General features: G+C 69.2%; 25 protein-coding genes and 2 tRNA genes. 17 read left to right on the forward strand and 10 right to left on the reverse strand.

Annotated elements, in window-relative coordinates; all coding sequences use genetic code 11:
• Nucleotides 1–90: 90 nt before the first annotated feature.
• The 6 genes from AC0QC4_RS02775 to AC0QC4_RS02800 all read left to right on the forward strand — a co-directional run bounded on the left by AC0QC4_RS02775 (nucleotide 91) and on the right by AC0QC4_RS02800 (nucleotide 6,410).
• A complete protein-coding gene (locus AC0QC4_RS02775; protein ID WP_483658189.1) occupies nucleotides 91–2,043 on the forward strand; it encodes an alkyl/aryl-sulfatase in 1,953 nt (650 codons plus the stop codon).
• Nucleotides 2,044–2,237: 194 nt separating this feature from the next.
• Nucleotides 2,238–2,759: a PH domain-containing protein gene (locus AC0QC4_RS02780; RefSeq protein ID WP_483658190.1), complete on the forward strand. Its 522-nt coding sequence runs from the start codon at nucleotides 2,238–2,240 to the stop codon at nucleotides 2,757–2,759.
• Nucleotides 2,756–4,354 carry a PH domain-containing protein gene (locus AC0QC4_RS02785; RefSeq protein WP_483658191.1) on the forward strand — a complete coding sequence of 533 codons (1,599 nt, stop codon included), beginning with the start codon at nucleotides 2,756–2,758 and terminating at the stop codon, nucleotides 4,352–4,354. The genes AC0QC4_RS02780 and AC0QC4_RS02785 overlap by 4 nt, the downstream gene beginning before the upstream one ends.
• A complete protein-coding gene (gene recJ, locus AC0QC4_RS02790) occupies nucleotides 4,351–6,126 on the forward strand; it encodes a single-stranded-DNA-specific exonuclease RecJ (RefSeq protein WP_483658192.1) in 1,776 nt (591 codons plus the stop codon). Before AC0QC4_RS02785 ends, recJ begins: the two co-directional genes overlap by 4 nt.
• An 85-nt stretch (nucleotides 6,127–6,211) precedes the next feature.
• A tRNA-Glu gene (locus AC0QC4_RS02795) sits at nucleotides 6,212–6,286 on the forward strand.
• 49 nt (nucleotides 6,287–6,335) lie between these two features.
• Nucleotides 6,336–6,410 (forward strand) — tRNA-Glu (locus AC0QC4_RS02800).
• A 57-nt stretch (nucleotides 6,411–6,467) separates the two neighbouring features.
• Here the strand turns inward: AC0QC4_RS02800 and AC0QC4_RS02805 are convergent.
• The gene (locus tag AC0QC4_RS02805) at nucleotides 6,468–6,872 is read right to left on the reverse strand and encodes a DoxX family protein (protein WP_483658193.1); all 405 of its coding nucleotides are present in this window, start codon (nucleotides 6,870–6,872) and stop codon (nucleotides 6,468–6,470) included.
• 125 nt (nucleotides 6,873–6,997) lie between these two features.
• Here AC0QC4_RS02805 and AC0QC4_RS02810 point away from each other — a divergent pair, with 125 nt between their 5' ends.
• The 4 genes from AC0QC4_RS02810 (at nucleotide 6,998) to AC0QC4_RS02825 (ending at nucleotide 11,472) form a co-directional block, all read left to right on the forward strand.
• Nucleotides 6,998–7,666 carry a zinc ribbon domain-containing protein gene (locus tag AC0QC4_RS02810; protein WP_483658194.1) on the forward strand — a complete coding sequence of 223 codons (669 nt, stop codon included), beginning with the start codon at nucleotides 6,998–7,000 and terminating at the stop codon, nucleotides 7,664–7,666.
• A gap of 36 nt (nucleotides 7,667–7,702) precedes the next feature.
• On the forward strand, nucleotides 7,703–9,928 hold the full coding sequence (locus AC0QC4_RS02815; RefSeq protein ID WP_483658195.1) for a CHASE2 domain-containing protein: 2,226 nt from the start codon (nucleotides 7,703–7,705) through the stop codon (nucleotides 9,926–9,928).
• Between the two features lie 120 nt (nucleotides 9,929–10,048).
• Complete coding sequence (locus AC0QC4_RS02820) at nucleotides 10,049–10,798, forward strand: hypothetical protein (protein ID WP_483658196.1); 750 nt, start codon at nucleotides 10,049–10,051, stop codon at nucleotides 10,796–10,798.
• A gap of 152 nt (nucleotides 10,799–10,950) precedes the next feature.
• A complete protein-coding gene (locus AC0QC4_RS02825) occupies nucleotides 10,951–11,472 on the forward strand; it encodes a thermonuclease family protein (protein ID WP_483658197.1) in 522 nt (173 codons plus the stop codon).
• Nucleotides 11,473–11,639: 167 nt separating this feature from the next.
• Here AC0QC4_RS02825 and AC0QC4_RS02830 read toward each other — a convergent pair whose 3' ends face one another.
• Nucleotides 11,640–12,215: a LuxR C-terminal-related transcriptional regulator gene (locus AC0QC4_RS02830; RefSeq protein ID WP_483658641.1), complete on the reverse strand. Its 576-nt coding sequence runs from the start codon at nucleotides 12,213–12,215 to the stop codon at nucleotides 11,640–11,642.
• A gap of 90 nt (nucleotides 12,216–12,305) precedes the next feature.
• Nucleotides 12,306–13,121: a M15 family metallopeptidase gene (locus AC0QC4_RS02835; RefSeq protein WP_483658198.1), complete on the reverse strand. Its 816-nt coding sequence runs from the start codon at nucleotides 13,119–13,121 to the stop codon at nucleotides 12,306–12,308.
• Between the two features lie 187 nt (nucleotides 13,122–13,308).
• Between AC0QC4_RS02835 and AC0QC4_RS02840 the strand changes: the two genes are divergently transcribed.
• The 3 genes from AC0QC4_RS02840 to grxD are packed head-to-tail and all read left to right on the forward strand — an operon-like array spanning nucleotide 13,309 to nucleotide 14,219.
• A complete protein-coding gene (locus AC0QC4_RS02840; RefSeq protein WP_483658199.1) occupies nucleotides 13,309–13,632 on the forward strand; it encodes a DUF1476 domain-containing protein in 324 nt (107 codons plus the stop codon).
• Nucleotides 13,633–13,639: 7 nt separating this feature from the next.
• Nucleotides 13,640–13,879: a BolA/IbaG family iron-sulfur metabolism protein gene (locus AC0QC4_RS02845; RefSeq protein WP_483658200.1), complete on the forward strand. Its 240-nt coding sequence runs from the start codon at nucleotides 13,640–13,642 to the stop codon at nucleotides 13,877–13,879.
• Between the two features lie 19 nt (nucleotides 13,880–13,898).
• On the forward strand, nucleotides 13,899–14,219 hold the full coding sequence (grxD, locus tag AC0QC4_RS02850) for a Grx4 family monothiol glutaredoxin (RefSeq protein WP_483658201.1): 321 nt from the start codon (nucleotides 13,899–13,901) through the stop codon (nucleotides 14,217–14,219).
• Nucleotides 14,220–14,294: 75 nt separating this feature from the next.
• Here the strand turns inward: grxD and AC0QC4_RS02855 are convergent, their stop codons facing one another.
• Nucleotides 14,295–15,251 (reverse strand): tyrosine recombinase, encoded by a 957-nt coding sequence (locus tag AC0QC4_RS02855; protein ID WP_483658202.1) that lies wholly within the window; start codon nucleotides 15,249–15,251, stop codon nucleotides 14,295–14,297.
• On the reverse strand, nucleotides 15,251–17,059 hold the full coding sequence (locus AC0QC4_RS02860) for a hypothetical protein (RefSeq protein WP_483658203.1): 1,809 nt from the start codon (nucleotides 17,057–17,059) through the stop codon (nucleotides 15,251–15,253). The genes AC0QC4_RS02855 and AC0QC4_RS02860 overlap by 1 nt, the downstream gene beginning before the upstream one ends.
• Before the next feature lie 157 nt (nucleotides 17,060–17,216).
• Between AC0QC4_RS02860 and AC0QC4_RS02865 the strand changes: the two genes are divergently transcribed.
• From AC0QC4_RS02865 to AC0QC4_RS02875, 3 genes are read left to right on the forward strand one after another with little or no spacing between them, the layout of a single operon-like run.
• Nucleotides 17,217–17,768: a shikimate kinase gene (locus AC0QC4_RS02865; RefSeq protein ID WP_483658204.1), complete on the forward strand. Its 552-nt coding sequence runs from the start codon at nucleotides 17,217–17,219 to the stop codon at nucleotides 17,766–17,768.
• A complete protein-coding gene (gene aroB / locus AC0QC4_RS02870) occupies nucleotides 17,765–18,874 on the forward strand; it encodes a 3-dehydroquinate synthase (RefSeq protein ID WP_483658205.1) in 1,110 nt (369 codons plus the stop codon). Before AC0QC4_RS02865 ends, aroB begins: the two co-directional genes overlap by 4 nt.
• Nucleotides 18,874–19,017, forward strand: coding sequence for a DUF2256 domain-containing protein (locus AC0QC4_RS02875; protein ID WP_483658206.1), 144 nt, complete (start codon nucleotides 18,874–18,876; stop codon nucleotides 19,015–19,017). The genes aroB and AC0QC4_RS02875 overlap by 1 nt, the downstream gene beginning before the upstream one ends.
• A gap of 24 nt (nucleotides 19,018–19,041) precedes the next feature.
• Here AC0QC4_RS02875 and AC0QC4_RS02880 read toward each other — a convergent pair whose 3' ends face one another.
• Both AC0QC4_RS02880 and AC0QC4_RS02885 read right to left on the reverse strand, forming a co-directional pair.
• The gene (locus tag AC0QC4_RS02880; protein WP_483658207.1) at nucleotides 19,042–19,575 is read right to left on the reverse strand and encodes a L,D-transpeptidase family protein; all 534 of its coding nucleotides are present in this window, start codon (nucleotides 19,573–19,575) and stop codon (nucleotides 19,042–19,044) included.
• Nucleotides 19,576–19,585: 10 nt separating this feature from the next.
• Complete coding sequence (locus AC0QC4_RS02885) at nucleotides 19,586–20,875, reverse strand: adenylosuccinate synthase (RefSeq protein WP_483658208.1); 1,290 nt, start codon at nucleotides 20,873–20,875, stop codon at nucleotides 19,586–19,588.
• 124 nt (nucleotides 20,876–20,999) lie between these two features.
• Here AC0QC4_RS02885 and AC0QC4_RS02890 point away from each other — a divergent pair, with 124 nt between their 5' ends.
• Nucleotides 21,000–22,046: an alpha/beta hydrolase gene (locus AC0QC4_RS02890; RefSeq protein ID WP_483658209.1), complete on the forward strand. Its 1,047-nt coding sequence runs from the start codon at nucleotides 21,000–21,002 to the stop codon at nucleotides 22,044–22,046.
• Nucleotides 22,047–22,102: 56 nt separating this feature from the next.
• On the opposite strand, the gene AC0QC4_RS02895 is transcribed toward AC0QC4_RS02890, so the two are convergent.
• The 3 genes from AC0QC4_RS02895 to serA all read right to left on the reverse strand — a co-directional run bounded on the left by AC0QC4_RS02895 (nucleotide 22,103) and on the right by serA (nucleotide 25,310).
• Nucleotides 22,103–23,221: an ATP phosphoribosyltransferase regulatory subunit gene (locus tag AC0QC4_RS02895; protein ID WP_483658210.1), complete on the reverse strand. Its 1,119-nt coding sequence runs from the start codon at nucleotides 23,219–23,221 to the stop codon at nucleotides 22,103–22,105.
• A gap of 1 nt (nucleotide 23,222) precedes the next feature.
• Nucleotides 23,223–23,621: an endonuclease domain-containing protein gene (locus tag AC0QC4_RS02900; RefSeq protein ID WP_483658211.1), complete on the reverse strand. Its 399-nt coding sequence runs from the start codon at nucleotides 23,619–23,621 to the stop codon at nucleotides 23,223–23,225.
• 102 nt (nucleotides 23,622–23,723) lie between these two features.
• Nucleotides 23,724–25,310, reverse strand: a complete 1,587-nt coding sequence (serA, locus tag AC0QC4_RS02905; protein WP_483658212.1) for a phosphoglycerate dehydrogenase — start codon at nucleotides 25,308–25,310, stop codon at nucleotides 23,724–23,726.
• Between the last annotated feature and the right edge of the window lie 139 nt (nucleotides 25,311–25,449).

Here is a 25,449-nt window from a genome sequence, read left to right on the forward strand (position 1 = left end):
GAGGGGAGCGAGACTTGGCGAGCCGAAGCCGAGCTTAGTCGCAGCGGGGTGGGCAGGAACACAGCAGAATTTTCGGGAGGGGAAAGACACATGAACCGCCGCATCATCACCACCGCACTGGCCATCGCGCTGGCCACCCCGGTGCAGGCGCAGCAGGCGAGCGAGGCGACGCGGGCGGCCAATGCTGCCGCGCTGGCCGCCGCTGCTGCCGACGAAGCGCGCGAGGCGGCCGAGGATGCGGCGGCGCGGCGCGGCTTGCTGGCGCAGATTCCCGATGGCGTCATCACCGATGCGGGAGGGCGGACCATCTGGGACTGGCGGCCCTATGCCTTCCTGAACGCCGAGGCCGCGCCGCCGACCGTCCACCCGCGGCTGTGGCGCCAAGCGCGGCGCAACGCGGTGCATGGGCTGTTCGAGGTGGTGCCCGGCGCGATCTGGCAAGTGCGCGGTTACGACATTTCGGTGATGACCATCATCCGGGGAACACGCGGCTGGATCATCGTCGACCCGCTGACCAGCGAGGAGGCAGCGCGCGCCAGCCTCGACCTTGCCAACCGCACGCTGGGCGAGCGGCCGGTGACGGCGGTGATCTTCAGCCACAGCCATGCCGACCATTTCGGCGGGGTCGGCGGGGTGACGACGCGCGCGGCGGTGGCGGCGGGCGATGTCCGCATCATCGCGCCGCACGGCTTTGCGCGGGAAGCGGTGGCGGAGAATGTGCTGGCCGGCGTCGCGATGCAGCGGCGCGCGGCCTATATGTTCGGCACCAGCCTGAGCCCCGGTGTCGGCGGCCAGGTGGATACCGGCCTCGGCCCGCGCATCGCCGGGGGCACGACCGGCTTCATGGAGCCGACCGAAACGGTCGGGCCTGAGGGCGCGACGCTGACCGTCGATGGCGTCGAGATGCAGTTCATCGACGCCGCCAACACCGAAGCCCCGTCCGAATTCCTGTTCTATCTGCCGCGCTGGAAGGCGCTGCACACCACCGAGGTCGCCACCAAGACGCTGCACAATCTGCTGACCCTGCGCGGCGCGCTGATCCGCGATGCGCTGGTCTGGTCGCGCGTCATCGATGCCGCCGCCCAGCGCTGGGGAGACGCCGACGTGCAGCTGGCATCGCACGGCTGGCCGACCTTCGGGCAGGACAATGTCCGCACCTATCTGGCCGGGCAGCGCGACATGTACCGCTTCATCCATGACCGCACATTGGGCGCGGCCAACCGCGGGGCGACGCTGCACGAAATTCCCGACATTCTCGCCGCGGCGAGCCTGGGTATCGACCCGTCGGCGCGCGGCTATTACGGGACCGTCAATCACAATGCCAAGGCGGTCTATCAGCGCTATTTCGGCTGGTGGGACGGGGTGCCGGCCAATTACAATCCGCTGCCGCCGGTCGAGGCCGCGCGCGGCTATGTCGAGCTGGCGGGCGGGGCCGACCGGCTGCTGGCTGCAGGGCGCGCGGCGCACGCCGCTGGCAACCATCGTTGGGCGGCGGAATTGCTCAACCATCTGGTGTTCGCCGAGCCCGACAATGCGCCTGCCAAGGCGGCGCTCGCCGATGCCTATGAACAGCTCGGCTTCCAGGCCGAGAGTGGCGCCTGGCGCAACTATTATCTTGCTGCCGCCGCGACGCTGCGCGGGACCGAGGCGACCAATGCACCGGTGCGCAGCCAGTCCGCCGACTATGTCAGCGCCATCCCGACGCTGGACCTGTTCGACGCGCTGGCGACCCGGCTGGCCGCGACCGAGCCGCTCACAACCCCGCAGTTTTTCCGCTTCGTCTTCACCGATACCGGCGAGACGGTGACGGTGGAGCGGCGCGGGGTGATCGAAATCCCGCGTCTGGGTCCGAACGATGCGGCGGTGACCGCGGAGGTGCGCACCACCCGCATGGCCTTTGCCGCGCTGCTCGGCGGACGGGCGCAGGCCCCGGCGCTGATCGCGGCGGGGCAGCTTGCCTTCTCCGGCGACGTGCTGGCGCTGCAGCGCTGGCTGGGCGAGCATCAGGCACCGGATCCGGCGTTCAATGTGGTGGTGCCCTGAGACTATCCGTCATTGCGAGCGCAGCGAAGCAATCCAGGGCGGTGGCCGCTGACCCTGGATTGCTTCGCTGCGCTCGCAATGACGAAGAGGGTAGAATGAGGGTCCGCAGTCGATAGCACCCACCCCAACCCCTCCCCGTTCCGGGATGACCTATGGCCCTTCCCCCCGCCGTCTCATTCCACTAAACCACCGGCATGACCGAACCGGACTTGCCCGCTCCCCAAGCAGATACCCACGCCGAGACCGAACCCGCGCTGCAGCCTGTCGAACCTGGCTACCGCACGGTGCTGCGCATCCAGTGGGCGATGCTGATGGTGCCGATCAGCATCGGCGCGATCGTTGCAGATCTGGCGGTGCTGCGCGGCAATGGCCTGCCGTGGGGGTTCCTCTCGGTCGCCTCGCTGCTGCTGGCGCTGCTCGCCATCACCGTCACCGCTGCGCGCCAATATGGCCATCTGGGCTATGCCCTGGGGGCGGACGACCTGCGTGTGGTGCGCGGCTATGCCTTCCATACTGATACGCTGGTGCCGTTCGTGCGCGTGCAGCATATCGATGTCGGCCAAGGACCGGTCGAGCGATTGTGCGGGGTGGCGCATCTGGTGGTGCACACCGCCGGCACGCATAACAGCATCGTCACCCTGCCCGGCCTGTCCCGCGCCACAGCGGAGGCGATGCGCGACAGCATCCGGCGCCACATCCAGACCGATTTCGCATGAGCGAAGAAGCCGTCGCCGCACCATCGACCGCGATGCCAGCGCACCGCTTTTCCGGTGTGCCGCAGCGGCTGCACCCGTTCACCCTGCTGCTGTCGGTGCTGCGGCTGGGCCCGCGCTCGCTCAACATGATCCCGGCGGCGGTTGCGCTGGGCGTCACCGGGCAGGCACGGTTCATCATCCCTGCCATCGCCGCCTATCTGCTGATCTCGCTGCTCTTCAACTGGCTGGCATGGGCGCGCTTCAGCTGGACGGTCGATGCCGATGATGTGACCATCGCCAGCGGGGTAATCTCGCGGCAGCAACGGGTAATCCCGTTCGACCGCATCCAGGACGTCAGCATCGAACAGGGGCTGCTCGCCCGGCTGTTCGGCCTCGCCAAGGTCGGCTTCGAGACCGGATCGGCCGGGGCGGACGAGAATGAGGCAAAGCTCGACGCGATTGCGCTGGCCGATGCCGAGGCGCTGCGCGAGCATATCCGCACGCACCGCAGCGGAGCGGTGGCACCAGCGATGGTCGCGCCGGACCAGGATGCCGCCGATGCCGTGGCCAAGGCCGTGCCCGCCGCCGTACCGGATGAGGGGCGCATCGTCTTCGCGATGGACGGCAAGCGGCTGATCGTCGCTGGCCTGTTCAATTTCAGCCTCGCCATCTTCGCGGTGCTGTTCGGCTTGCTCAGCCAGATCGACGACCTGCTGCCGTTCGATCCGTTCGACATCGACATGTATATCGATCTGTCGCGCTCGCTGGGGCTTGGCGACTGGGTGATCGCGCACCAGTGGCTGTCGTTCGTCGGCGGCGGCCTGGCCGTGCTGCTGCTCGGCATGGCGACCGGCATCGTCCGCACGGTGCTGCGCGATTATGGCTTCACGCTGGAGCGGACCGCGCGCGGCCTCAGGCGGCGGCGCGGGCTGACCACGCGCACCGACGTGACCCTGCCGATCGCGCGGGTGCAGGCTGCGACGGTGGCGACCGGCTTCATCCGCCGCGCCTTCGGCTGGTTCGAGGTCAAGCTGACCAGCCTGGCCGGCGACGGCAAGGACGAGAAGGATCATGGCATCGCCCCGCTGGCCTCGCTGGACGAGGTCGACGCGATTCTCGCCGAACTGACGCTCGACCGCGCCGGCTTCGAGGACAGCGGCCACGGCGGCGAGGGCTGGCACCGCTCGCACCCGGTCGGCATCTACATCTGGCCGCTGCTGCTGTTCGTGCTGGGCTGCATCATGCTGATTCCCAACATGCTGTCGCCCGAGGCCTTCATCCTTGCCGACGCGATCGACCCCGATCTGTCCTTCGTGCTCGGCGCGCCGCTGGTCGTCGCGCTGCCGGTGCTGCTGTTCGGCTGGCTGGACTGGCGGCACCGCCGCTGGCGGTTCGACGGGCGGCTGCTGCACATCACCGACGGTTTCCTGTCGCGTAGCCACATCATTCTGCCGGCGCGCAACATCCAGAGCGTCGAGATCGGCATCGGGCCAATCGTTCGCCGGGTCGGCGCAGCGCATGTCCGGCTGGGCGTGCCCGGCGGCAGCGCCTCGATCGCCGCCATCCCGCGCGGCGAGGCGATGGCGCTCCGCGCGGCGCTGCTGGCGGCACGATGAGCAACACCGCGGAGGCGCGCCCGGCGCTGGGCATCGCCCGGTCGCTGTCGGGCCAGGCGTGGCGCTGGCGGATGGGCAGCGATGACGAGCGACTGCGCCCCGACGATCTCGTCACCCGCATCCTGCTGGCGCGCGGCGCCCCGCGCGAGGAGCTGGAGCGCTATCGCAGCCCGACCTTGCGCGGCTTCATGCCCGATCCGTCGATCTTCGCCGACATGGACCGCGCCACCGAACGGCTGGTGCAGGCGATCCGCGGCGGGGAGAGCATCGCGGTCTATGGCGATTATGACGTCGATGGCGCGACCTCGGCGGCGCTGCTGATCCGGCTGCTGCGCGACTGCGGCGTGGCGGCGCGGCCCTATATCCCCGACCGGCTCTTGGAGGGCTACGGCCCCTCGGCCGAGGCACTGGTGCGACTGAAGGCGGAGGGTGCGGACCTCGTCGTCACCGTCGATTGCGGCGCGCAGGCGTTCGCGGCGCTGGGGGCGGCTGAGGAGGCGGGACTCGACGTCATCGTCGTCGATCATCACCAATGTTCGACCGCGCTGCCCCCGGCGCTGGCGCTGGTCAATCCCAACCGGCTGGACGAGTGCGCGGAAGGGCGCGGGCACGGGCATCTCGCCGCCGTCGGCGTCGCCTTCCTGCTCGCCGCATCGGTGGTGCGGGCGCTCAGGGCGGGCGGCTGGTTCGCGGCGCGGCCCGAGCCCGATCTGATGGCGCTGCTCGATATCGTCGCGCTGGGGACGGTCGCCGATGTCGCCAAGCTGCAAGGGCTCAACCGTGCCTTCGTCGCACAGGGGCTGAAGGTGATGGCGCGGCGGCAGAATGTCGGCCTGTCCGCGCTCGCCGATGTCGCGCGGCTGACCAAGGCGCCCGGCGCGCACGAGCTGGGCTTTGCGCTAGGCCCGCGCATCAACGCCGGGGGCCGCGTCGGGCAGGCCGATCTCGGTGTGCGGCTGCTGACCACCGAAGACCCGTCCGAGGCGCGCGCCATCGCCGCCGAGCTCGACCGGCTCAACGAGGAGCGCCGCGCCATCGAGGCGGCGGTGACCGAACAGGCGCTGGCGCTGGCCGACGGCTGCGCCAACGCGTCGGTGGCGGTGGTGGCCGGCGAGGGCTGGCACCCCGGGGTGATCGGCATCGTCGCCGGGCGGCTGAAGGAGCGGATGGGCAAGCCCGCCATCGTCATCGCGCTGGGCGAGGACGGCACCGGCAAGGGATCGGGCCGCTCCATAGCGGGGGTCGATCTGGGTGCGGCGATCATCGCCGCGCGCGATTCGGGGCTGCTGGTCGCGGGCGGCGGCCACGCCATGGCAGCGGGGCTGACCGTCGCGCCCGGCGGCTGCGATCCGCTGAGCGGCTGGCTGTGCGATCGGCTGGCCAGCGATGTCGCTGCGGCGCAGGACAATCGCGCGCTCTCGCTCGACGCATTGCTGGCGCCCGGCGGCATCAATGCCGATTTCGCCGAGGCGATCGAGGCCGGCGGGCCCTATGGCCATGGCTGGTCGCAGCCGCGCATCGCCACCGGGCCGGTGCGGCTGATCAAGGCCGACACCGTCGGCACCGGCCATGTCCGGCTGATCGCGGCGGGCGACGACGGCAAATCGTTCAAAGCAATCGCATTTCGCGCGGGCGACAGTGCGATGGGCCAGGCGCTGCTCGCCGCCGGGCCGGGCCGGCGCCTGTGGCTGGCCGGACGCGTCAAGCGCGACGACTGGACCGGGCGCGGTGCCGCCGAACTGCATCTCGACGACGCCGCCTTTGCCGATTGAATCGCATGACGCCGCTTTTCCCCGCTTGACCGTGCGGGCGTGTCATCCTAAGGGGCGCGCCTGCCAAGCGCCTTGGTGCGCATCTGGCCCCTTCGTCTAGCGGTTAGGACGCGGCCCTTTCACGGCTGAAACACGGGTTCGATTCCCGTAGGGGTCACCACCATCCACCTCTCGCCCAGCAGTCATGCTCCCGCCCCGGCGGCAGCAACGGCCCCTTCGTCTAGCGGTCAGGACGCGGCCCTCTCACGGCTGAAACACGGGTTCGATTCCCGTAGGGGTCACCATCTGCCGGCAGCGCCGACGAACCCATCCCGGGATGACGCGCTTCCGGAATCCCGCCATCATCGCGCGCGTCTGCCGAATGGCCAGTCGGTCGCCCCGCCCACCCACAGCGCCAGCCAGATCAGCACCGGCTGCAGCATCAGCCGCGGGCCATGGTACCACCAGCTCAACTGCGTACCGCCGATGGCGATGCCGTTCAGCGCATGGTTGATGTTGGCCGGGAAGACGCACAGCGCATAGAGCGCTAGGCCGATGCCGGCGGCGACCCGCAAACGCGGAATCATCAGGCCGATGGCACCGGCCATCTCCGCGACCCCGGTCAAGGCCACCACCGCTTCGGGATAGGGCACCCAGCCGGGGGTGATCGCCAGAAATCCGCCCGGGCTGCGCAGGTGCAGCACGCCGGCGAGGAAATAGAACAGCGCCAGCAGCAGCCGCAACGCCGTGCGCACCTTGCCCGTCATCGCTTTCCCCCCTTCCCTCGCGCGGCCGAAGCGGCGGCCATGATAGGCGCAAGCGCGCCCTTGCGATACCGGCGCGATTCGTTGCACAACCGGGGTCTGTTGTTCGACTGGGGGGAACGAGATTCATGCAGTGCCATCAGTGCGGGACCGAGCTTGCGGCGGGGGCCGCCTTTTGCAGCAACTGCGGCGCAGCGACGCGCCCGCCCGCGCCGACCCCGACGCCCGCACCGCAGGCCAAGAGCAACCTCGGCTGGATAGTAGCGCTGGTCGCGGTCGCCTTGCTGGGGGCTGCGGTGACCTACATAGTGGTCGGCGGTCAGGATAGCGCTGCCGACACCGCCGCCGCCGAGACCAGCGACGCCGAGGCCGAGACGACCGCCGCGCCCGATACGGCCGAGGACAGCGCACCCGCCGAGGAAGCGGCGCCGCAAGACAACGCGAGCGACAGCAGCGTCACCAACGACGGCGGCGAGGCAGCGCCCATCGCCTCCTATGTCGCCTATATCGGGGAGGCCGATCTCTATGCCAGCGACGGCCTGCGCCTGACCCAGCCATGGCAGGTGCTGCGGCAGGACCGCGCCAATTTCTACCGCTACGGGGTGCGCGACGAGGGCGACGAGGGCGATCCCTTCTTCGATACCGCCGAGAACCGCGCCACCATGGAACGGATGGTGATGTCCGGCAGCATCGATCCGGCGGCGGCGCGGCGCATCGTCCAGGGCGGCGTCTATGTCGAAGTGACGATCTACGGCGCCGGCAATCGCGGCGATTATCTCGACGTCCGGGTGCAATAGAGCCTGCCCTGACGCCGGACCCTCGCATCGCATGCCTTGACCGGCGCGCCTGATTTCGCCACCACCGGCGGTGTCGGGGGTCGCTTCCCGCATCGCCGGAATCTGTCAGAACAGCCGGCCGTTGCCGACCATTTGGGGGAATGGATGGCGGATGACCAGCCAGAGCAGGCGCCCGACGCCTCGATGGAACGCCGCATTGCGGCGGGCCGCAAGCGCCTGCGCCGCACGCTCGCCCAATTGGGCCTGCCCCGTGTCATCCTGACTGCCGCAGTGCTGATCGCCGCGGTGTTCCTTGCCCGGCTGGGCGGCAACCTGCCGATCATCAACGATTTCGAACGCGCGCTGTTCGATTTCCGCGCCACCGTTGCCGCGCCGCCGGTCGAGCAGGACAAGCGCATCCTGCTCGTCACCTACAACGACGAGATACTGATCGAACGCAAGGTGCGCTCGCCGCTCGACCGCGCGCTGCTCGCCGACGCGCTCGCCGCGCTCGACCGCATGGGGGCGAAATCGATCGGCATAGATATTCTGATCGACCAGGCCACCGACAATGACGACAAGCTGCGCGCGCAGTTGCGGGCGATGCGGACGCCGACCTTCGTCGCCTTTGCCGAGCCGACCAGCAACCCCAACAATATCCAGTTGCAGCAGAGCCAGTTCCTCAGCGCCTTCGTCGAGTCGGTGACCACGCCGGTCACCCGGCCGGCCAGCATCCGCCTGAGTACCGACGATGACGACAGCTATCGCCGCTGGCCTGGGCGCGCACCGGGCACGCCGCAGCTGATGACGGTGGCGATGGCCCAGCAGGACGGTTTCGACGACAGCTTCTCGCGCTATCGCGGTGCGGTGCGCTGGCGGTTGCCGGCGCGCGTCTCGATGGAAGAGGGCGTCGATGCGCAGGAGGTGTTCGAGAATGTCCCGATCACCACCTACACCAACCCGCTGATGCTGACGCCGGAGAATTTCGGCTTCATTGCCGAGCAGGTGCGCGGTCGCCATGTGCTGATCGGCGGCGACATCATCGATTACGATGAATTCGTCACGCCCATCAACCGCCTGCCCGATCCGGTGACAGGCGAGCCGACCAAGATCATCGGGCTGGAAGTGCATGCGCACATGCTGGCGCAGATCCTCGATTCCGCGCCGTTGACGCAGATGCCGACGCTGGCCCTGTGGGCGGCCGCCATCCTGGCCGTGGCGGCGGGCGCGCTGACCGCGTTGTTCGATTTCCGCCCGTGGATTTCGGCCATACTTCTTCTGGTGCAGATGGCGGTGATCGCGGTCGTGCCCTTCCTGCTCCACACCAACGGCATCGACACGCTGCCGCTGCCGGTGGTCGGCGCCGCGCTCGGCTGGCTGCTGGCCTTCATCGCCATCATGTCAGCGGTGCGCGCGGTGGGGGCGGAAGAAAAGGCGTTCGCCGCGTCCGCGCTGGGCAAATATCTGCCGGTCGACATCGCCAGGGAAATCATGCGCGATCCCGAGCGGCTGGCGCTGCATGGCGAGAAGAAGCCGATCTACTGCCTGTTCAGCGACCTGCAGGGCTTCACCGAGATGAGCCACCAGCTCACGCCTGAAAAGGTCGCCTTCGTGCTCAACGCCTATCTCGATACGCTGTCCGAGGTGGTGCTGCAGCATGGCGGGACGCTCGACAAGTTCGTCGGCGATGCGGTGGTCGCCTTCTGGGGCGCGCCGGTGTCACGGCCCGACGATGGCGCGCGCGCGCTTGCCGCGCTGAAGGCGATGACCAGCGCGGGCGAGGCATTCGGCGCGCGCATGGCGGCGATCGATGCGGAGCTGCCGCCGATCGGCCGCACCCGTGTCGGCCTGCACCATGGCGAGGCGGTGGTCGGCAATTTCGGCGGAGAGGGGCGCATCCAATATACCGCGCTGGGCGACAGCATGAACACCGCCGCGCGGCTGGAGGCGGCCAACAAGCCGATGAAGACCCGCGCGCTGGCCAGCGCCGAGGCCATCGCCGGGCTCGACACGCGCACCATGACCGCGATGGGCCGCATCTGCCTGCGCGGGCGCGCGCAGCCGGTCGACGTGTTCGAGCCGCGCCCGGATCTGGACAATAGCCAGCGCGCCGCCATCGGCCGGCTGGTTGCGGCCCATGCCGCAGGCAAGGGTGCAGATTATGCCACGGCGCTGGCCGAGGTGCGTTCCCTGCTCGCGCGGCTCGCAAATGGCGAATCGATCGCCTTCCTTATCGAACGGCTGGAAAGCACGGCACCGGGAGAAGCCTATGCACTCGGCTGAGCCTGTAATCCCTTTCGCCCCCGGTTTTTCTGCCGTTCATGTGATTTGGCGCACGGTGCGCCGCGCCAGTGCTGCTATGACAACGCCACGACGACTGTGCACGATCAGGAGGAAAGTGCCATGACCATGTTGAAACCCGCCCTGCGCCTCGCCACCGCGCTCGCGGCGCTGGGCCTTGCCACCGCTGCCGCCGCCGATGTGCTGGTGGTCCGCTCGACCGGCCCGTCCGCCAGCACCTATCCGGTCGGCCGGCGCCTGCCCGACAGCGAGCGGGTGGTGCTGCGCACCGGCGACCGTGTGGTGATCGTCGGCGAAGGCGGCACCCGCACGCTCGCCGGACCCGGCAATTTTCCGGTGCGTGCCTCGGTCCAGTCGACCCAGGGGCGCAGCACCACGCTCAACCGCTATCTCAGCGCCAGCGGCGGCGGCATCAGCCGCACCGGGGCGGTGCGCGGCGCCGGCGCCGTCGAAACACCGCCCAATCTGTGGGTGCTCAATGTCGCCTCGGCCGGCAGCTTCTGCACCATCGATATCGCCAACGTCTGGCTGTGGCGTGCCGACAAGGAGCAGGACACGCTGCTGACGGTGGAAAATACCGCCACTCCGGACGCAAAATCCTCGCTCGCCTTTGTCGCCGGGCAGAATTTCCGCCGCTGGCCGGCCGAGGAAATGCCGATTGTCGAAGGGCAGAGCTATCGCTTCACAGGCCCCGGCATGGCTGAAACCAGCGTGATCAACTTTGTGTCGATGCCGGCGCTCCCCGAAGACGCGTCGGTGGGCACCATCGCCAACGCGCTCGCCGAGCGCAACTGCACCGACCAGTTGGCGCAGCTCGGCGCGCGGCTCGACGAAAGCGGCAGCGGCTACTGACCCCCAGCCATCACAGGCGGTGAGCGGGCCGGTCGACCGAAGGGTTGGCCGGCCCCTTTGCTGGGGGCGGCGTGCCTTGCCTGCCTCCGTTTCCGCGCTGATCCGGTCCGGTCTTTACCCTCTGGCAGGCCGGGCGGGCCTATGTCGCGCGGATGGCCCCGCCTTTCCACCCCCGCCGCCAACGTCGCCGCGCGCGTCCGAGCGCGGGCATCGTGCTGCCGGCGATGGCCGCAGCCTTCGCCGCAACACTCGCCATCCTCGGCAGCGGCGGCAGAGCCCCGGTCGCGCCATTGGCTTTGGCCTCCGCCCCGCCATCGCCCGGGGAAACGGTCGATGCGCGCTTCGGCCTGTGCGAGCAGGGCGGGGAAACCTGCGTGGTCGATGGCGACACCATCCGCTATCTGGGGCGCCGCATCCGCCTTCTCGACATCGATACGCCGGAGCTGCATCCGGCGCGCTGCGCGGCGGAGGCACAGCTCGGCGAGGCCGCCAAGCGGCGGCTGCACACGCTGGTCAATCAAGGGAGCTTCGCGCTGGTCCGCGACGGGCGGGACCGCGACCGTTATGGCCGCGAGCTGCGCCGGCTGCTGCGCGGCGAGCATGATCTTGGCATGCAGCTGGTCGCAGAAGGGCTGGCCCGCCCCTATGCAGGCGGCCGCCGAAGCTGGTGCTGAGCCGCGCCACAAACCTCTGTCATCTGCGGAAAAACAGACATCGCACCGGCCAGCTGTGGGGAAGTGCGCGGTGGATCCCGACCCGCGTGGCAGGCCGGGCAACTGACCGGTGCGATGCTGAAAACTTCCTAGACCCGCCGCGCCGATCTGCCGATACCGGCTTTGGCCTATAGCCCCGCTTCGACCGCCAGACGCACGGCGGAGGCGGAGGTGGTCAGCCCCAGTCGGTCCATCAGGATGCTGCGGTGCATCTTCACCGTCTTTTCGGAGAGGCCGAGCATGCCGGCGATCTGCTTGTTGAGAAAACCGTCGGCGACCAGCTTGAGCACCTGCCGTTGTCGCTCGGACAGCGCCTTGACCGCCTCCGCCGCGCGCACCCGGCGCGAGGTCGACGGGCCGGGCGCGGCATCGGCGAGTTCGACCTGCGAGCCGAGGAAATAGCTGAGCTCGCCTTCCTCGTCATACATCGGTGCGACCAGCACCGCGTTGCGGAATGGCGTGCCGTCGGCCTTGTAGTTGAGGATTTCGACCAGCACCGGCCGCCGCTCCCGCACCCCGTTGCGAATCGCCTCAGTCAGCCACGGCTCGGTGCCCGGGCCGGACAGGAAGCGGCAGTTGCGGCCGAGAATGTCGGACGCGCCATAGCCGGTCAGCGCCATGAAACTGTCGTTGCAGACGACGATCGGATTGTCCGGCAGACGCGGGTCGCTGACCACCGACGCGATCGGGCTGTCAGCCACCATCCGCGTCACTTGCGCCGGCAGGCGGTAATCGCCTGAACTGTAAACATGGGCTGTCACAATGAATAGTCTAACCCGAACTACGCCTTAACGCTATACCCCGCTGAGCGCCGACTGTGCCGCGCCGCTGCCCTTCCAGCGGAAATGCCATGGCTCATAGGTCACGCCCTGCGCATTGCCTTGCGGGAACGACATCTCGAAGCCGAAACGACCCGCATTTTCCGAGAGCCAGCGCCCCACGGCCGTCGTGGCAAAGCAGGCTTCGAGATTGCAACCCGGGTCCTTGCGACTACCGAAATCAATGGTGAAGCCGGTCGAATGTTCCGAATAGCCCGGCGGGGCCACCGAAAAGGCTTGCCCGGCAAAGCCGCGCGCGGCGATTCGCGCGCGGTTGCAGAAGATCGCCGCCTGCCGCTCGATCGAGCGATAGCAGCTGATGCCCATGATGTCGCCGCCCAGCCCGTCGGCCTCGGCCGCGTCGAGCAACTGCTTGAGCGCATCGGCCATGTCGCGGTGGATCTGCTGGCAGCCGCCAGAGCCGAAGCCGGACGGCACCCCGGTCAGCGATCCACCCGCCGGCTCGCCGAAGCGGCGGTGGCCGTAGAGGGTGGTGCCGGGTTCGGTGGAGAGATCGCCGCGGCACAGCTTGGCGGCGCGGGCCTCCTCGTTCGTCTCGTCGGGGGTCAGCTTGTCGCCCTCGGCCGGGCGAGGTGCGCCGGCCGGGGCCGCCGCGCGCTCCGGATTGTCGCCGCCGAACGGATCGGGCGCGGACAGATCGGCCCCGTCCTGCCAGTCGCGCGGATCGACCACGCGGCTGGGCGGCTGCGGCCCGCCGAACAGATGCCAGGCGGCCATGGCCAAGGCGCCGATGAGAGCTGCTCCGAGCAGCAGCAGGAAGACCTTACGCATGCCCTGCCTCTACCCGCTTTGCACGAGCGATGGAATCCCGCGCAGCCGGATCTGCCGAGGAATTGGGCAATACTGCCGCCGCGCACCTTCTGTCCCCCCGGTTGCGTGTCCCGGCTGCGCCACTTACATAGGGTGAACTCGGGCGGGCGTGCCCAGCGCCCCGCCCCACCACCTGCAAGGAGCCACCATGACCAGCTTCGACGACCGCGAACGCGCGTTCGAAAACAAGTTCGCCCGCGACGAGGAACTGCAGTTCCGCATCACCGCGCGCCGCAACAAGCTGGTCGGGCTGTGGGCCGCCGACAAGATGGGGCTGACCGCCGAGGAATCCGACAGCTACGGCAAGTCGGTAGTACAGGCCGATTTCGAGGAAGCGGGCGACGAGGATGTGATCCGCAAGCTGTTGGGCGACATGGTCGCCGCCGGTGTCGACATCGACGAAGCCGCGGTGCGCGCCGCGCTCGAGGAAAAGTCTGTCGAGGCGCGCCGCCAGTTCATCGAAGGCGTCTGATCCCGTCATGCCGATGGCCGCCGACGATATTGCCACGCTGATCCGCGCCGCCATCCCCGATGCCGAGGTGACGATCACCGATCTCGCCGGCGACGGGGACCATTATGCCGCGCACGTCGTCGCGGACAGCTTCCGTTCCATGAACCGCATCGCGCGCACCCGCGCCGTCTACGCCGCGCTCGGCGGCCGCATGGGCGGGGAATTGCACGCGCTGCAACTGACCACCGCCGTTCCCGACCAAGCCTAAGCCCCAAGGATCGACCCCGATGTCCGATACCAACGCCCGCATCGCCGAAATCGTCTCCACCAACCCGGTGGTGCTGTTCATGAAAGGCTCGCCGCTGTTCCCGCAGTGCGGCTTTTCCAGCCGCGCCGTCGCCATCCTCGACCGGATCGGCGTCGAATACAGCAGCGTCGACGTGCTGCAGGATCAGGAAATCCGCGCCGGCATCAAGGATTTCTCCGACTGGCCGACCATCCCCCAGCTTTATGTCAACGGCGAGTTCATCGGCGGATCGGACATCATGATGGAGATGTACGAGGCCGGCGAACTGCACGAACTGTTCGGCAAGCCCGCCGAGGCTTGAGGCCGACTGGCGCCATTTCACTCCGCAGTGCTGAGCTTGTCGAAGCACTACGGTTCAAACAAAACAGGACAGCCTCTAGCCGCCGCCGTCCTCTCCGGGGCTTCCCGCTCGCGCCCCGTCCATCCGCGCCAGCGGGTGGCGGCGGTTGACCAGCTCGACCAGTCGGCGGCTGTCGACATGGGTGTAGATTTCGGTGGTGGCGATGTCGGCATGGCCCAGCATCGTCTGCAGCGCCCGCAAGTCCGCGCCGCCTTCCAGCAGGTGCGTGGCAAAGGCATGGCGCAGCACATGCGGGCTGACGCGCGCCGGATCGATGCCCGCCGCGGCTGCGGCCTCGCGGATCAACTGGAACAGGCGGATGCGCGACATCGGCCGGTCCCCCACCGGAAAGGCCCAGCGCGATTCGGCGGGCACCATTGCCAGCCAGCCGGACAGCGCCTGCCGTGCCCGGTCGGACAGCGGCACCAGCCGTTCCTTGCCGCCCTTGCCCTGGATGATGAGATAGGGCCGCCCGGACGAAAAGGCGCGGCGCGGCAGCCCGGCCAGTTCGCTGGCCCTCAGCCCCGATCCGTAGAGCAGTTCGACCAGCGCCAGCAGCCGCCGGCCCGCCGCATCGCCACTCGCCGCCCGCGCCTCGACATGGGCGAACAGCACGGCGATGTCATCATGGCTCAGGATGCGCGGCAAGGGTCGCTGTAGCGAGGGCCGCGCCAGCCGCGCTGCGGGATCGTCGGGCCGCAGGCCTTCCTCCTCGCAGAAACGGTAGAAACCCTTCACCGCCGACAGCTTGCGCGCCAGGCTCGACGGCGCCAGCGTCTGCCACCCGGCGGCGAGCTGTGTGAGATTGTCGGTCGTGGCCCCGGCAAGGCCACCGGAATCGCGCAGCGTAGCGGCGGCCTGCAGCAGGTCGCGCCGGTAAGCGATTTGCGTGTTGCGCGCCGCGCCGCGCTCGGCCGCGAGCATCTCGATGAACCGATCGATCAGCCCCAGATCCGAATCGCTGGCGACCGGCGCGTCGCCCGGCGCTGGCATCAGGCGCGGGTCAGGGCTTCGGCTGCGATCATCCGCGCCTCTGCCCCCAACCCCACTTCGCGCAACGCCCGGGTGATGTGGTAGAGGTGATAGGGCGGCACGGTGCTCCAGTCGCGTCCCTGCAGCCCGGCTGCCACCAGCAGCGCCACCGTGCCCGGCTCGCCCCGCGCGGCGGCCATGCGGATGTTGCGCGTCCAGCGAGTCTCTGTCCCCAGCGCCAGCCCCTGATCGCGCGCGAGATCGGCGCCATCGTCGGCGCTGACGCGGCCGAGCCCGATCAGCGCGGCGGCCAGAAAGCGCGTGCGCAGGCTGCCGTCGCTCGGATCATCGCCGGCGAAATCGCCGACCGCGCCGGCATCGACACCGACCAGCGGACGCGGCGAGCCGACCGCGAGCAGGCCCCACGCCTGGCTGCCGACCCTGACATTGCTGGCCCAGGCCATGGCGTTGGTGTCGAGCCCGCCGGCGAACATCGCAGCCAGCATGTCGAACGCCTCGTCATCGGCCAGATCGACCGGGCCGATGCGCGCCGCCGCACGCGCGGCCAACACCCGGCCGGCATAGCCCTGCCCGTCGGCCGCGCCCATCGCCACGATCGAGGCGACCCGCACCGAAAGATCGCGCGCGGCGAAGGCCAGGCGCAGCTCGCGCGCCATGTCGGTGACATCCTCGCTCGCCCCGTCGCTGTCCGCTGCCCAACTCACCAGATCGACATAGCCGCGCGCCGAAAGCACGCCTTTTGCCGCCGCGGCCGGTGCCCAGGCCAGCCGCTGCTCGACGCCGATCATCGGCGTCTGCACCGCCCAATGGCGCAGTTCAGGCGTCGCCCGCTGCCAGTATTCCGTCGGAATCTCGACACCGGTGGCGGTAGCGAGACCGAAGCGCCACGGTGTCAGCGCCTCGACATCGTCCCACAGCACCGTTGCCGAGCGGCGGCTGTTGATGCCGGCACCGACCACCTTTTCAGCGAGCTTGATATCGATCGCCGGCAGCCGTCCGCGCCGCTGGCTGCGCTCGATGCCGGCACTGGCGGTGCCGGATTCGCCGACCATGGCGCTGCACATCGCTGCGGCCAGATCCCATTGTTCGTTGCCGCGCCCGGCCATCGCCGGGACATAGGGGCACAGCCCGCCCGGATCGGCATTTGCGATATAGACCGCCAAGGCCGCGTCGCGCATGCGCTCGCTCGCCTTGTCGACGTCGACCGACTGTACCAGCATGCGCGCGGCAACCGATTCGCCCTGCCGCAGCAGCAGCAGCGCACGCGCTGCGGCGAAATCCGCACCATTGATGTTGGGCGGGGTGTCGACGCCCGAGAGCAGCGCGCGGCGCAGCAGGATCGAGCCCCAGCGCGACACCAGCGGCTTGCGCGTGCCGTCGATCAGTGCGGTGAGATAGAGCCCGCGGCTGCCGAAGGCGTTGGCGGGCATCCCGCCGGTCTCAGGCGTCAGCGGCCCGATGCGGGTCAGCAGGCGGCGCGAACCGGGGGGCAGGTCATAGCGCGGCGGCAGCGCCGCTTCGTCCTCGGCAGCCGCACCATCCTCGGGCACCTCTGTCGCGTCGCCGTCGGCAAGCGGCACCGCGCCGGTGGCGGGCGACGGAGCCGGGCGCGCCGGACGGGCCGGGTCCGCGGTCGGCGCGGTGGGGCGCGGGGCAGGCGTCGGCGCCGGAGCGGGCGTGGGCGCCGGGCGCGCAGGCGGCTGGTCGAAGCCCGGCGGCAGCAGCGATTCCTGCCCGATCACCGGCAGCGCCACCAGCGCAGTCAGCAGCCCGCCTCCGATCCAGAGCGTCGATTTCCTGAGTGCCACGCGCCTCGCCCAATCCCTTTACCCTTGGCGTCCGGCCTGTCCGGCCGGTCCGCGCACCGCTTCCTTAGCGGCTAGGAGCCGTCGGGGGCAATGCCGCTCGCTGCACCCGGCGGGTCCGTGGCATTTACGCACCGGCAACAACCGTTATAGGCGGCGCATGGCTGCCACTTCCGCCCCCCTTGCCCCCCATCGCGACGGCAAGCCGATCGTGCTGGTCGGCATGATGGGATCGGGCAAGTCCAGCGTCGGGCGGCGGCTGGCGGCGCGGCTGCACCTGCCCTTTTACGATGCCGACGACGAGATCGAGAAAGCGGCGAAGATGAGCATCGCCGAAATCTTCGACCGCTATGGCGAACCCTATTTCCGCGATGGCGAACGGCGCGTGATCGCCCGCCTGCTCGATCAGCCGCGCTGCGTGGTCGCCACCGGCGGCGGCGCCTTTGCCCAGCCCGACACGCAGGCGATGATTCTCGATCGCGGCATCGCGGTGTGGCTCGATGTGCCCGTGCCGGTGCTGGTCGACCGGGTGGCGCGGCGCAACCACCGCCCGCTGCTGCGCGGCCGCAACCCCGCCGAGGTGCTGACCGAATTGCTGGCACGGCGGGCGCCCGATTATGCCAAGGCGCCGGTGCGGGTCCGTTCCGACGCGGCGCCGCACGGCCGCGCCGTCGATGCCATCATATCCGCCCTGAAGGAGCATGGCGCATGAGCCAGCCGACGATCGTTCCCGTGGAGCTGGACGCACGCCGCTATGACGTGACCATCGCCGACGGCGCGCTCGACGATGCCGCGCGCCACCTTGCCCCCTGGCTGCGCGGCCGCGCGGTCATCGTCACCGACAGCACGGTCGCTGCCACGCAACTGCCCCGCCTCACCGCTGCGCTGGAGGCCGGCGGCATCCCTGCATCGACCATCGTCGTGCCCGCAGGCGAAGGCAGCAAGAGCTGGGACGGCCTTGCCCGCCTCGTCGACGGGCTGCTCGGGGAAGGTGTCGAGCGCGGCGACCATATCCTCGCGCTCGGCGGCGGGGTGATCGGCGATCTTGCCGGTTTTGCCGCCGCCATCGTCAAGCGCGGCTGCGGCTTCGTGCAGATCCCGACGACGCTGTTGGCGCAAGTCGACAGCTCGGTCGGCGGCAAGACCGCGATCAACACCGCCGCCGGCAAGAATCTCGTCGGCGCCTTCCACCAGCCAGCCTTCGTCCTGATCGATCCGACCACGCTCGACACGCTGCCGGCGCGGCAACTGGCGGCGGGCTATGCCGAAGTGGTCAAATATGGGCTGATCGACGATGCCGGCTTCTTTGCCTGGTGCGAAGAGCATGGCGCCGCGCTGCTCGCCGGGGATGCCCCCGCGCGCCGCCACGCCATCGCCCGCAGCGTCGCCGCCAAGGCGGCCATCGTCGCCGATGACGAGCGCGAGACCAGCGGCCGCCGCGCGCTGCTGAATCTCGGTCACACCTTCGGCCACGCGCTGGAGGCCGAGGCCGGCTTTTCGGACCGGCTGCTGCATGGCGAGGCGGTGGCCGCCGGCATGGCGCTGGCACTGCGCTATTCGGTGCGGCGAGGCCTGTGCCCGGCCGGGGATGCAGCGCGCGTTGCCGCCCATCTCGACAGCGTGGGCCTGCCCGACGGGCTCGCTGCCGCCGGAATCGCCGCCGACGGCGCGACGCTGACCGCGCACATGGCGCATGACAAGAAGGCCAGCGGCGGCAAGGTGCCCTTCCTGCTCGCCCGCGGCATCGGCCAGACTTTCCTCGCCCGGGATATCGACCTCGCCGATGTCGCCGCCTTCCTTGACGGCGAGGCCCGCTGATGCCGAACGGCGTCGCCAAGGCCAATCTGCCGCAAAAGCTCTGCCCGGTGTGTCAGCGCCCCTTCACCTGGCGCAAGAAATGGGCGCGCGACTGGGCCAACGTCATCTACTGCTCGGACCGCTGCCGCCGCACGGGAAGCTGAGGGAAGCGCTGGGAGACCGCCCCTTCAGGGACGAATGGTGATCTCCGCTCCGACTATAACCGCGCCATAGAGCTGACGCATCTGGGCATTGGTCAGCGCAATGCAGCCATCAGTCCAATCATAGGCAAGCGCCGGGCCGGGCCAGAGGTTGGGCTGGCCGTGGATGAAGATGTCACCCCCTGCGGACCGCCCGCGCGCGGCCGCAAAGGCCCGGTCGGCGGCATTGGGATAGTCGATCTTGAGGCTCAGCACATAGCGGCTGCCGGGATTTTTGACGCTGATGCGATAGGTGCCTTCGGGGGTCCGCTCGTCGCCTTCGAACTGTTTGTGCCCGCGCGGGGCATCGCCCAGCCGAACGCCGGTGTAGCGCACGACTTCGCGCCCCGCGGCGAAGCCGATCAGCGTGCGCTCGCTCTTGTCGACCAGCAGGTGGTCGATCCGGGTCCCGGCGGGCAGCGGCGCGACCCATGGCTCGGCAGGCATCGCCAACCACAGGGTTGCGCCGCCCAGCGTCAGCGCCAGCATGGGCAACAACAGCAGCCAGCGCTTGCGGAACATTGCGTGCCGCTCAATCGCTGAACGGATCGCGGATCAATATGGTGTCGTCGCGCTCCGGGCTGGTCGAAACCAGCGCGATCGGGGTTTCGATCAGCTCCTGCACCCGCTGGACATACTTGATGGCCTGTGCCGGCAGGTCGGCATAGCTGCGCGCGCCAGCCGTGGTTTCCTGCCAGCCGGGCATTTCCTCGTAGATCGGCTCGACCTCGGCCTGATCGGCAGCGTGGCTGGGGAAATAATCCAGGATTTTTCCGCGCAGGCGATAGCCGGTGCAGATGCGGATCGTCTCGAACCCGTCGAGCACGTCGAGCTTGGTCAGCGCGATGCCGGTCACGCCGGAAATGGCGCAGGCCTGGCGCACCAGCACCGCGTCGAACCAGCCGCAGCGCCGCTTGCGCCCGGTGACGGTGCCGAATTCATGGCCGCGCTCGCCCAGCCGCTGGCCGGTCTCGTCCTCGAGCTCGGTCGGGAACGGGCCGGAGCCGACGCGGGTGGTATAGGCCTTGGCGATGCCGAGCACGAAGCCGATGGCGCCGGGGCCAAGCCCCGAACCGCTCGCCGCGGTGCCGGAGACGGTGTTGGAGCTGGTGACGAACGGATAGGTGCCATGGTCGATGTCGAGCAGCACGCCCTGCGCGCCTTCGAACAGGATCTTCGCGCCCGCCTTCTTCACCTTCTTCAGCCGCTTCCACACAGGCTGGGCGAATTGCAGCACCGAATCGGCGATTTCGGCGAGCTGCTCGACCAGCTCGGCGCGATCGATCGGCGGCTGGCCGAAGCCGGCGCGCAAGGCGTCATGATGCGCGCACAGCCGGTCGAGCTGCGGCCCCAGCGCGTCGAGGTGCGCAAGATCGCAGACGCGGATGGCGCGGCGGCCGACCTTGTCCTCATAGGCCGGGCCGATGCCGCGCCCGGTGGTGCCGATCTTGCCCGATCCCGCCGCATTCTCTCTGAGGCCGTCGAGGTCACGGTGGAAGGGCAGGATCAGCGGGCAATTGTCGGCAATCGCGAAATTCTCGGTGGTAATCTCCACCCCCTGTCCGCGCAGCTTGGCGATCTCGTCGCGCAGCGCCCAGGGATCGAGCACCACGCCATTGCCGATGATCGACAGCGTGCCGGTGACAATCCCCGACGGCAGCAGGCTCAGCTTGTAGGTCTGCGTGCCCACCACCAGCGTATGGCCGGCATTGTGCCCGCCCTGGAAGCGCACCACCGCATCGGCGCGGCTCGCCAGCCAGTCGACGATCTTGCCCTTGCCCTCGTCGCCCCATTGCGCGCCGATCACTGCTACATTGGCCATTGCGATTCCTGCTGTCCTTGAGCGCCCGCCGCGAAGGGCCGGGCCGCATGGCGCGTTACTGCCCGCAAGAGCATGCGTCTATGGCAAAGCATGCTGTTTGTTGGCCGGGCCACAGGAGAATGCGATGCGCCGTTTGATCATGCTGTCCCTCTGTGCCGCGCTGCTGGCGAGCGGGCTTGCGGCGGCGCAGGACCGGCAGCGCCTGCCCGCCGACTGCCGGCGCGAGGTGATGGCGCTGTGCCGCGGCGCAGGCGGGCGGGACGCAATCCGCGCCTGCGTGCGCAACCGCATCGCGGAGCTGTCCGAGGACTGCCGCGCCGCCATCGTCGAACGCGCCGTCTCCCGTCGCGGCGGGGAAGCGGCGCGGGGCGGCGAGCGGGCGCGCCCGGCGAGCGGCGGCAGCGAGCTTGCCTTCGGCAGCGACGCCCGCCAGCGGCTCGATTACTGGCCCGCCGCGCGCCCGGCCGACGGCGCCGCCCCGCCGCCGCTGGTCCTGTTCATCCACGGCGGCGGCTGGTCGATCGGCGACAAGCGGCAGGGGGCCGGGGACAAGCCGGCCTATTACACCGGCCTCGGCTATGCTTTTGCCTCGACCAACTATCGCCTCGTCCCCGATGTCACCCCGGCCGACCAGGCCGCCGACATTGCCGCCGCCATCGCCATGCTGCGGCGCGATGCCGCGCAGCTCGGCCTTGATCCCGACCGCATCATAGTGATGGGACACAGCGCCGGCGCGCATCTCGCCGCGCTGGTCGCTACCGACGAACGCTATCTGGCAGCCGCCGGGGTGCCGATGCAGGCAATTGCCGGTGTCGTCCTGCTCGACGGCGCTGGCTATGACGTGCCGCGACAAATGGCAGGCGCGCGCCTGCTCACCGAGCGCCTCTACCGCCCTGCCTTCTCAGACGATCCGGCACGCCAGCGCGCGCTTTCCCCGATCACCCACACCGGCGGCAGCGATGCCCGCCGCTGGCTGATCCTGCACGTCGCCGAACGCGCCGACTCCGCCGACCAGTCACGCCGCCTTGCCGAAGCGCTGCGCAGCGGCGGCGCCGCCGTAGAGCTGCGCGGCATCGCCGGCGCCAGCCACATGTCCGTCAACCGCGACGCGGGCCGCGCGGGAACGACAGAGGGCGAGGCAATCGCGGGGTTTCTGAGGGGGGCCGAGTAGCGCCGAGGCCCCAGGCGGTCCTGTCTGGTCGCACCGCAAACCGGTCGGGCCGGTCCCTAGCCGCCCAGACGGGCCGGGCCGGTGGCGGTGAGATGGTGCGAGCAGCCGAGCGTTTGCGCGTCGTCGGCCGCATCCAGCGCTGCCACCGTCACCCAGCCGTCGGCGCGCAGCGCGGCGGCGGCGGCGCGATCATGGCCCTGCGGCAGGAACAGGCGCGGCTCGCGCTCACCCCGCCCCAGCCCGCCGCCGATCAGCGGGTCGGGGTAGAGCGAGAAGCCGACGGCAGGCTCCGACCGCCCGTCGCCATGGACAATGCTGTAGCTGCCGCCGCGGCCGACGGTGACGGCGTGCCCGGCGACAAAAATCGAGAAACCGATCCAGCTCTGATATTCGAAGCCGTGCCGTTCGGACGGATCGAGCGTCACCGTCGCATGCGGGGCGAGGCTGGCGGCGATGGTCTTCAATGCGGCGATGCGGCTGGCGAGCGCCCCGCCGGCGTCGATCGCCTGCAGCCGCGCCACCGCGGCATCGAACGGGCCGGTGGCGGCGAGCAGCGGCAGATAGGCGTCCGCCCCCAGCGCGGCGAGCGCACCGGCGTCCTTGGAATCGAGCTCGGCCTTGACCGCGGGGATGGTCTCCGCCGGCAGCGGAAAGGCGCTGGCGGCGAGCGTGTCGACGAGATCGGGCAGCGTCAGATCGACGGTGATGCCGGTGACGCCGGCCGCGGCGAGCGCCTCGACCGCGAGCGTGGCGACTTCGCTGACCGCAGCGACGCTGTCGCTGCCGATCAGCTCGGCACCGACCTGGGTCATCTCGCGATCGGGCCACAGGCTCGACGCGGTCAGCTTGACCACCTGGCCGGCGTAGGACAGGCGCAGCGGGCGTGGCTGACCGGCCAGCCGCGAGGTGGCGATGCGGCCGATCTGGCGAGTGATGTCCGGCCGGATGGCGAGCGTGCGGCGCGAGACCGGATCGGTAAAGCGCAGCAGATCCCTGGCCGCCGTGTCTCGCGCATTGCCGGCCAGCGTCTCGCGAAACTCGGCAATCGGCGGTGCGACGCGCGCATAGCCATGGCTGCGCAGCACATCGACCATCGCACGGCACACATCGCTGGCCGCTTCGGCCTCGGGCGGCAGGCGATCACGCAGACCTTCGGGGAGGAGCTGGGGAGGCATTTTACTCCCTCTCCCCTCCGGGGAGAGGGTTGGGGAGAGGGGCAGGGTTGAGCGCGCGACCGATCATTTCAAGCACACCTTCTAAGTTGGTCAGAACATCGCGATTAGTGAAGCGGATGACCTTATAGCCTTCATTCTCGATCAACCCCGTCCGCCGCTCGTCATAGGCCAACTGCGTTCCATGACTGTCGCCGTCAAGTTCGATCACCAGCTTGGCCTCACGCGCTGCAAAATCGGCAATGTAAGGGCCGACCAGCACTTGGCGGGAGAATTTGACACCATGGAAGCGTCTGGCACGCAGATAGTGCCAGAGCTTTGCCTCCGGCGGAGTCATCTCGCTGCGCATCGCCCGGGCATTGGCGAGTTGAACGGGGTCTTTGCGTGGCAATGCTGCTCCCATCCCTGCTTTGCTTGATGACTGCCCCTCTCCCTAACCCTCTCCCCGGAGGGGAGAGGGAACAGGCGGCGCCCTCTCCCCTCCGGGGAGAGGGGCCTTAGACGATCAGAACCGCAGCGCCTTGACCTTCTTCACGCCTTCGATGCGGCACACCGCCCACAGCACCGGCTCGGGCACCGCACCGTCGACCGAGAGCAGCAGCACCGCCTCGCTGCCCGCTTCGCGGCGGCCGAGGTGGAAGGTGCCGATGTTGACGCCCGCTTCGCCCAGCGTCGAGCCAAGGCGGCCGATGAAGCCGGGTGCGTCGACATTGACCACGAACAGCATGTCGCCCGACAGATCGGCTTCGACCTTGATGCCGTAGATTTCGACGAGGCGCGGCTCGCTCTTGCCGAAGATGGTGCCAGCGACCGAGCGGGCACCGTCGGCCGTGGTGACGGTGACGCGCAGCAGCGTCGCATAATCGCCCTCGCGGTCATGGCGCACCTCGCGCACGTCGAGCCCGCGTTCCTTGGCGAGATAGGGCGCGTTGACCATGTTGACGGTGTCCGAATAGACACCCATCAGCCCGGCCAGCACCGCCGCGACGATCGGCTTGGGGTTGAGCTGCGCAGCGGCACCCTCGGTCTCGATGGCGACGCCGGTGATCGCTTCGCCCTCGAGCTGGCCGACCAGTGCCCCCAGTTTTTCCGCGAGCGCCATGTAGGGCTTCAGCTTGGGGGCTTCCTCCGCCGACAGGCTGGGCACGTTGAGCGCGTTGGTGATACCACCATTGACCAGATAATCGGCCATCTGCTCGGCCACCTGAATGGCGACATTGACCTGCGCCTCGCTGGTCGACGCGCCGAGATGCGGCGTGCAGATGAAATTGGGGGTGCCGAACAGCGGATGGTCGGGCGCGGGCGGCTCGACCGCGAACACGTCGAGCGCCGCGCCGGCAACATGGCCGCTGTCGAGCGCTGCCTTGAGCGCCGCCTCGTCGATCAGGCCGCCGCGCGCGCAGTTGATGATGCGCACGCCCGGCTTGGTCTTGGCGAGATTTTCCGCCGACAGGATGTTGCGAGTCTGGTCGGTCAGCGGCGTGTGCAGCGTGATGAAATCGGCGCGCGCCAGCAGCGTGTCGAGATCGACCTTCTCGATGCCCAGCGCCACGGCGCGGTCGGCAGAGAGGAAGGGATCGAAGGCAGCGACCTTCATCTTCAGGCCCAGTGCGCGGTCGGCGACGATCGAGCCGATGTTGCCTGCGCCGATCAGGCCCAGCGTCTTGCCGGTCAGCTCGACGCCCATGAAGTCGTTCTTCGGCCATTTGCCGTCCTGCGTCCGGGCGTTGGCTTCGGGCAACTGGCGGGCCAGCGCGAACATCAGCGCGATGGCATGTTCGGCAGTGGTGATGCTGTTGCCGAACGGCGTGTTCATCACCACCACGCCCTGCGCCGAGGCGGCGGGGATATCGACATTGTCGACACCGATGCCGGCGCGGCCGATGACCTTGAGGTTGGTCGCGGCGGCAATCACCTCCTTGGTCGCCTTGGTCGCCGAGCGGATGGCGAGCCCGTCATAATCGCCGATGATGGCGATCAGCTCGTCCTTGGTCTTGCCGGTGATTTCATCGACCTGGACGCCGCGCTCGCGGAACACCTGGGCAGCGCGCGGATCCATCTTGTCGGAGATGAGGACTTTGGGTTGGGTCATGTTTTGTCTCCCTCTCCCCTTCAGGGGAGAGGGCCGGGGAGAGGGGCAGTGTCTCGCTCCGGCCCGTGAATGATGGGTTTGTATAAGGACTGCCCCTCTCCCTAACCCTCGCCCCTGAAGGGGAGAGGGGACTGGATGG

The sequence above is a fragment of the Sphingomonas sp. jy18 genome (assembly GCF_056931895.1).

Coding starts and splice junctions, on each gene's coding strand:
- aroB (WP_483658205.1), top strand. CDS start 17,765: ATGAGCCAGCCGACGATCGTTCCCGTGGAGCTGGACGCACGCCGCTAT.
- AC0QC4_RS02890 (WP_483658209.1), top strand. CDS start 21,000: ATGCGCCGTTTGATCATGCTGTCCCTCTGTGCCGCGCTGCTGGCGAGC.
- AC0QC4_RS02845 (WP_483658200.1), top strand. CDS start 13,640: ATGCCGATGGCCGCCGACGATATTGCCACGCTGATCCGCGCCGCCATC.
- AC0QC4_RS02780 (WP_483658190.1), top strand. CDS start 2,238: ATGACCGAACCGGACTTGCCCGCTCCCCAAGCAGATACCCACGCCGAG.
- serA (WP_483658212.1), bottom strand. CDS start 25,310: ATGACCCAACCCAAAGTCCTCATCTCCGACAAGATGGATCCGCGCGCT.
- AC0QC4_RS02880 (WP_483658207.1), bottom strand. CDS start 19,575: ATGTTCCGCAAGCGCTGGCTGCTGTTGTTGCCCATGCTGGCGCTGACG.
- AC0QC4_RS02775 (WP_483658189.1), top strand. CDS start 91: ATGAACCGCCGCATCATCACCACCGCACTGGCCATCGCGCTGGCCACC.
- AC0QC4_RS02820 (WP_483658196.1), top strand. CDS start 10,049: ATGACCATGTTGAAACCCGCCCTGCGCCTCGCCACCGCGCTCGCGGCG.
- AC0QC4_RS02835 (WP_483658198.1), bottom strand. CDS start 13,121: ATGCGTAAGGTCTTCCTGCTGCTGCTCGGAGCAGCTCTCATCGGCGCC.
- AC0QC4_RS02840 (WP_483658199.1), top strand. CDS start 13,309: ATGACCAGCTTCGACGACCGCGAACGCGCGTTCGAAAACAAGTTCGCC.
- AC0QC4_RS02805 (WP_483658193.1), bottom strand. CDS start 6,872: ATGACGGGCAAGGTGCGCACGGCGTTGCGGCTGCTGCTGGCGCTGTTC.
- AC0QC4_RS02855 (WP_483658202.1), bottom strand. CDS start 15,251: ATGCCAGCGCCGGGCGACGCGCCGGTCGCCAGCGATTCGGATCTGGGG.
- AC0QC4_RS02885 (WP_483658208.1), bottom strand. CDS start 20,875: ATGGCCAATGTAGCAGTGATCGGCGCGCAATGGGGCGACGAGGGCAAG.
- AC0QC4_RS02785 (WP_483658191.1), top strand. CDS start 2,756: ATGAGCGAAGAAGCCGTCGCCGCACCATCGACCGCGATGCCAGCGCAC.
- AC0QC4_RS02830 (WP_483658641.1), bottom strand. CDS start 12,215: ATGGTGGCTGACAGCCCGATCGCGTCGGTGGTCAGCGACCCGCGTCTG.
- AC0QC4_RS02875 (WP_483658206.1), top strand. CDS start 18,874: ATGCCGAACGGCGTCGCCAAGGCCAATCTGCCGCAAAAGCTCTGCCCG.
- AC0QC4_RS02825 (WP_483658197.1), top strand. CDS start 10,951: ATGGCCCCGCCTTTCCACCCCCGCCGCCAACGTCGCCGCGCGCGTCCG.
- recJ (WP_483658192.1), top strand. CDS start 4,351: ATGAGCAACACCGCGGAGGCGCGCCCGGCGCTGGGCATCGCCCGGTCG.
- AC0QC4_RS02810 (WP_483658194.1), top strand. CDS start 6,998: ATGCAGTGCCATCAGTGCGGGACCGAGCTTGCGGCGGGGGCCGCCTTT.
- AC0QC4_RS02900 (WP_483658211.1), bottom strand. CDS start 23,621: ATGGGAGCAGCATTGCCACGCAAAGACCCCGTTCAACTCGCCAATGCC.
- AC0QC4_RS02895 (WP_483658210.1), bottom strand. CDS start 23,221: ATGCCTCCCCAGCTCCTCCCCGAAGGTCTGCGTGATCGCCTGCCGCCC.
- AC0QC4_RS02865 (WP_483658204.1), top strand. CDS start 17,217: ATGGCTGCCACTTCCGCCCCCCTTGCCCCCCATCGCGACGGCAAGCCG.
- grxD (WP_483658201.1), top strand. CDS start 13,899: ATGTCCGATACCAACGCCCGCATCGCCGAAATCGTCTCCACCAACCCG.